This is a genomic window from Staphylococcus sp. GDY8P126P (assembly GCF_017891965.1).
Taxonomy (GTDB): domain Bacteria; phylum Bacillota; class Bacilli; order Staphylococcales; family Staphylococcaceae; genus Staphylococcus; species Staphylococcus saprophyticus.
On sequence record NZ_JAESKG010000024.1, the window covers coordinates 1 to 5,020 of the forward strand.

At 29.4% G+C, this 5,020-nt stretch carries 6 protein-coding genes; 3 read left to right on the forward strand and 3 right to left on the reverse strand.

Annotated features, from left to right (window positions below; all coding sequences use genetic code 11):
• Nucleotides 1-127 precede the first annotated feature (127 nt).
• From KA893_RS13175 to KA893_RS13185, 3 genes are all read right to left on the reverse strand, one after another.
• Nucleotides 128-1,603, reverse strand: coding sequence for a Mur ligase family protein (locus KA893_RS13175; RefSeq protein ID WP_069821793.1), 1,476 nt, complete (start codon nt 1,601-1,603; stop codon nt 128-130).
• 158 nt (nt 1,604-1,761) lie between these two features.
• Nucleotides 1,762-2,580 carry an anti-sigma factor gene (locus KA893_RS13180; RefSeq protein WP_041080859.1) on the reverse strand — a complete coding sequence of 273 codons (819 nt, stop codon included), beginning with the start codon at nt 2,578-2,580 and terminating at the stop codon, nt 1,762-1,764.
• Nucleotides 2,570-3,139 carry an RNA polymerase sigma factor gene (locus tag KA893_RS13185; RefSeq protein WP_075340124.1) on the reverse strand — a complete coding sequence of 190 codons (570 nt, stop codon included), beginning with the start codon at nt 3,137-3,139 and terminating at the stop codon, nt 2,570-2,572. The genes KA893_RS13180 and KA893_RS13185 overlap by 11 nt, the downstream gene beginning before the upstream one ends.
• 406 nt (nt 3,140-3,545) lie before the next feature.
• Between KA893_RS13185 and KA893_RS13190 the strand changes: the two genes are divergently transcribed.
• The 3 genes from KA893_RS13190 to KA893_RS13200 all read left to right on the forward strand — a co-directional run bounded on the left by KA893_RS13190 (nt 3,546) and on the right by KA893_RS13200 (nt 4,860).
• Nucleotides 3,546-4,283 (forward strand): SDR family oxidoreductase, encoded by a 738-nt coding sequence (locus tag KA893_RS13190; RefSeq protein WP_040138587.1) that lies wholly within the window; start codon nt 3,546-3,548, stop codon nt 4,281-4,283.
• Nucleotides 4,284-4,300: 17 nt separating this feature from the next.
• Nucleotides 4,301-4,537: a hypothetical protein gene (locus KA893_RS13195; RefSeq protein ID WP_040138588.1), complete on the forward strand. Its 237-nt coding sequence runs from the start codon at nt 4,301-4,303 to the stop codon at nt 4,535-4,537.
• A gap of 227 nt (nt 4,538-4,764) precedes the next feature.
• Complete coding sequence (locus KA893_RS13200; RefSeq protein WP_002510758.1) at nt 4,765-4,860, forward strand: type I toxin-antitoxin system Fst family toxin; 96 nt, start codon at nt 4,765-4,767, stop codon at nt 4,858-4,860.
• The last annotated feature ends 160 nt before the right edge of the window (nt 4,861-5,020 follow it).

The following is a 5,020-nucleotide window of genomic DNA, read 5'->3' on the forward strand; positions in this document are numbered from 1 at the left end:
ACATCATAAAAAAGGACCTCAACTGAGGTCCTTTTTTATGATGTTTAATAATTAAAATAAAGTCGATGCTAATTTAAAAATATATTATAGAAGCAAGTCTCTCATCTTTTTATATAATCATAATGTTTCAAGATTTATCTGTTTGCAATAATGTTTTAATGTAGATCTGATCATCGTGATCATATTTTTTCCCTTTATAGTTTTGTGGCTCATTAATACCCGTAAGTAAAATCACTTCATTATTTTTATCAGTTGCATTCAGAAGTCCTCTTATTCCTTCTTTTCGTGAGTAAGACTTTAAAACACTATGCTTCTTATAACTACGGGGTAAATGTCCAATCATAAATTCAGTTATTTCTTTAGGATCTTCATAACCCACTTGCTCAGCAGCAAGCATCAACTTATGAACACCTTGAGGTAACTCGGCTACAGTCATTCCTATTTTGTCAAAACCTCTTAAACCTATTCCCGTGACCATTGTATTTAGCTTTTTACCTATACTTTCAGTATACTGCAAAGCATTATTAATCGACTCTTTAATGGCTAAAGCTGTATGTGCAAAATCTAATATAATCGTATAATCCTCTATTTCAATAATTTGAAAACGATGTAATGGCGAGCCAATAACAGTCGAAGCTTTAATAATTTCTTTAATATCAAAACCTAATTTATGCAAACTAAAAATACTTGTAGCTAAATTAATATAGTTATGCCCTCCTTTAAATTTAGGCTTAATACAAAACCTATCTTTATCAATTGTCATATCAATATGACTATCACCGATATTATATTGATAATAGGCTTGCTGTTTATTCGAAAAATGCCATTTATCTTTCACAATAGAGTTATATTCAGTTGTGTCTAAATTAACTAAATTTAATTGGCTCAAATCATTTAATCTCAATTTAGCTTTTAAATAATTATTCATAGTACCATGGTATTCGAGATGTTCAGGACTAAAATTAGTGAATACTGCTAAAGCATTCGGAATAAAATCTGTACGTTGTTGGTCTAAAGCTATCGATGTTGCTTCGTATACAATATAGTCATAATTTTTGTAATAAAAATATTCTATAATTTCACCCATTTCAAAATACATTGGCGTGGTTTGAGTCGTGTGATTAAATTTCATCTTTTCATAATTACAGTCAAACACCCCTAACGTTCCAATAATAGCAACCTTTTTACCCAACTGTGTTAATAAATTCCCAATCATATGACTCGTCGTTGTCTTACCATTGGTCCCTGTAACCGCAATAAAGTTTAGTCCATCAATGGCTGTTCTGTAGAATAATTTTACTAGATTGTTGGCTACGCTAGGAAAATCATTTATATATACAATAGGAACGTTAAATTCTAGGTGATTAAGTTTAGTTGGAGAGGAGTTGGTAATCATAACCAAAGGTTTCATTTCATTAGCACATTGAGCATAATAAGCCGCATTTTCTGAGTCTTTCAACATAAAAATAGTATTTTGTTGTATATCTTGATACATTGATGTAATCTTTTGACAAATTTTATCCATATTAAAATTAATACACTTAGTATTTGTAATTGTGTTTTTTTCAATTGATAATAGAATATCTTTAATAGTAATTTGCATTAATTTTCACCCAACATCTTCAGTTATTTTGTAATATTAGTTAAAACTTCAATTTACTTATCAAAAAGTAATTACAAAATATACGTATAAATATAAAAAAAGGATCACATGAATTTGTGATCCTTTTCAATAAATTTAAAAACATCATAATAATAAGATTAAATCTCACTACTCGCCATAACCATTTGTCCTTTAGGTTCAGTATTATTAGGAGAAGGTTCCAATGTAAGAGCGATTTTATCATTCTTATCAATGTCTATATTACTCAAGTCAAAAACAACCATCCCTTTATTGTTTTCACTAGAAAACGCGCCTGCTGGGTAAGTTTTATTATCTTTTAATACCCAGACTTGGTACACTTGGTTGCCTTTTGTAGTTTCAATATCTTTGGCTTCAACTATTAATTTTCTATCTGTTTTATTATTCGTATTCGAAAGGTAGGCTTGACCTTGCGTTTTGTCATTACCCATAGATTTTAGGTTGATGACTTTAGCGTCGCCGGTGTTTATCATTGAAGTAGATTGATTTTTTGATTCTTTATTCCCCCAAAATTGGACGCCATTGCCTATAAGAGATAACAACAACATCGCCGCTATAATACCTACATAAAAACGCTTAATAACAGCACTTTTATGATTTTTATTATTCTGTGTTGATACATTTATATGTTGTTGGAATTGGTTATTGGTTTTTGAATTAGTAGAATTAAAATCCTCTTCTTGATTTTCACTTTTTATATCTTTACCTGAAGTTTTGTCTTCATTTAAAACTGATTCTAAAATTCTTTGTTTCATTCCTATCGGAGCTTCAACCTGCTTATTTTTATAAGGAAGTGTATCATGAAGAATTTCGATATCTTTCAAAGTCTTATAGCTTTCAGGTGCAAAATCTAATTCTTCTTCAACGCGCTCTTTTTCGCTTTCGCTCAATTTATCATTGAAATAATCATATATTTCATCAACTTTGCTATCTCTCATTTTCTTCATCCTCCCTTCTTAAAGTTTTTTTAAAGTAGTTATTCAAATGTTGGATTGAAAGTCTCATACGGCTTTTTACAGTCCCTAAAGGTATATTTAAATTACTTGCAATTTCTTGCTGACTCAATCCTTTATAATAAAACAGAGAAATAATTTTTTGTTGATCTTTATTTAAAAGTGAAATCCTTTTATTGATTTCTTCTGAGACTTCTTTACTTAACAAATCATATTCAGGTAGACTATCAGATTGTATACCTTGAAAATCCTCATCAAATTGACTCTCTATAATTTTTTTCTTTCTTATAGCATCAATAGATCTATTACGACATAACGTAATAAGCCAAGTTGATAATTTCCCCTTTTCAGGGTTGAAAATTGCCTTTTTATTCCATATTTTCATAAAAACATCCTGTAAAACTTCTTCACTAGATTGCACATCTTGTGTCATTTTATAAGCCAAATTGAATAATAACGACTCGTACCGATCATATAGTATTTCTAGACTTTTACTATCATTTGTTTCTACTATCATTTTATATAAATCATTTTCATCTACCATTTTGTCCCCTCCTTGTTTTAAAATGAAACAATTAGAGACACCCAGTCGATATGCATTTTATTAGCTTTCAATAAATATACGTAATTTAAATATAAAAAGTTCATATAATGTATAAAAGTGGATAAATTTTTTATATTTAGGTGTACTCTAAAAAATAAAATTGATACTCGCTCTATTAAGCATGAACTTAATGAGTATTTTATCATTAACAGGAATATGTAGCTATTTCAATTAAACATTTATAATGTATGAGAGTCTTATTCAAAAATATAAAATAAGTAGTCTAAAAATGAAAATATTATTTTAAGTATTTTAATTGTAGACATTTATAGTGAAAATATTAACTATGTTTTGATAACGATAATATAGGGAAACTTATATTTTCATTAAACAAGGAGGCAAAATAATGAATAATGTAAAAGATAAAGTGGTCGTGATAACTGGTGCGTCTAGTGGCATTGGTGAGGAAACAGTGAGTTTACTATCTGAAAATGGAGCTAAACTTGTTTTAGGAGCTAGACGTTTAAATCGCTTGGAAGAAATTCAAAAGAATATAGGTAATAATATTTGCATCCAAAAGACAGACGTAACTAATGCCAATGAAGTAAACGCATTAATAGAAACAGCGTATAATGAATTTGGACGCGTAGACGTTTTAATTAATAATGCTGGTCTTATGCCTCAATCATTTTTAGAAAAGAATAAACAAGATGAATGGAATCAAATGATTGATGTTAATATTAAGGGCGTATTATATGGTATCGGTGCAGTATTACCTTATATGAGAGAACAAAAATCAGGTCATATTATTAATTTAGCTTCTGTAGCAGGACATGTTGTTTTCCCAGGTAGCGCTGTTTATAGTGGGACTAAATATGCAGTAAGAGCGATAACTGAAGGATTAAGACAAGAAGAAGCTGCAGTGGGTTCAAATATTAGAACAACAATTCTTTCTCCAGGTGCTATTGATACTGAATTAACAGACCATATTAGCGATAAAGAGATGAAAAAAGGAATAGATGAAGTATACAAAGATGCAATTAAACCAGATGCTATTGCAAGAGCTATTAATTATGCAATTAACGAACCCGAAGAATCATCTGTAAATGAATTTATAATTCGTCCTAGTAGTCAAAATCTATAATTGGGAAGTGATAAATTATGAAAAATATTCTTGATAATTATAATTATAGCGAATCACAAAAAGTTAAAATATTCAGTATACTAACGTATTACGATAATAAAATAAAATCAAATGTTAGTGATTTTAGTGTTACTAATATTGTTGCCGTATTGAAAGAAGAGCAAATTGAGATAACTGATAAAAATATTTTTGATATTGTAGATAAATATAATGACGAAGAGCAATTTACAAACTTATATCTTTATTTAAATTAAATAGTTTTCTTATTATGATATTTAAATTAGTTTAAGTGTAGAGTGTACATGAAGTATATCTTTTTCTGTACACTCTATTTTTATTGAATACAGTTAATCTTATTATACTTAGCTTTTACATAATTTCACTTATCGGAAGTGAATATGCTTATGTATTTACAAATGATATAATAATAGAGTCGCCTATCTCTGGCGTCAATTTGACGTAGAGAGGAGGTGCATACGCAATGACCGACATCTTTGTAAACATCATGACCACAGCAGCAAGTGGTTGCATCGTTGCTTTATTTGCGAACTGGCTACGCAAACGCAATGATAAATAGGCGACTAGTCACACCAAAAAATCCCCTAACTACTGGCATAGTTAGGGGATTTGGTGCATACATGCACGACATCTTTGTTAATTGCATTATAACATCATAGTGGTTAGGAATGCAAAATCATTAAATTGATATACTATTAAAGGTTCTGTTGCAAAGTTGA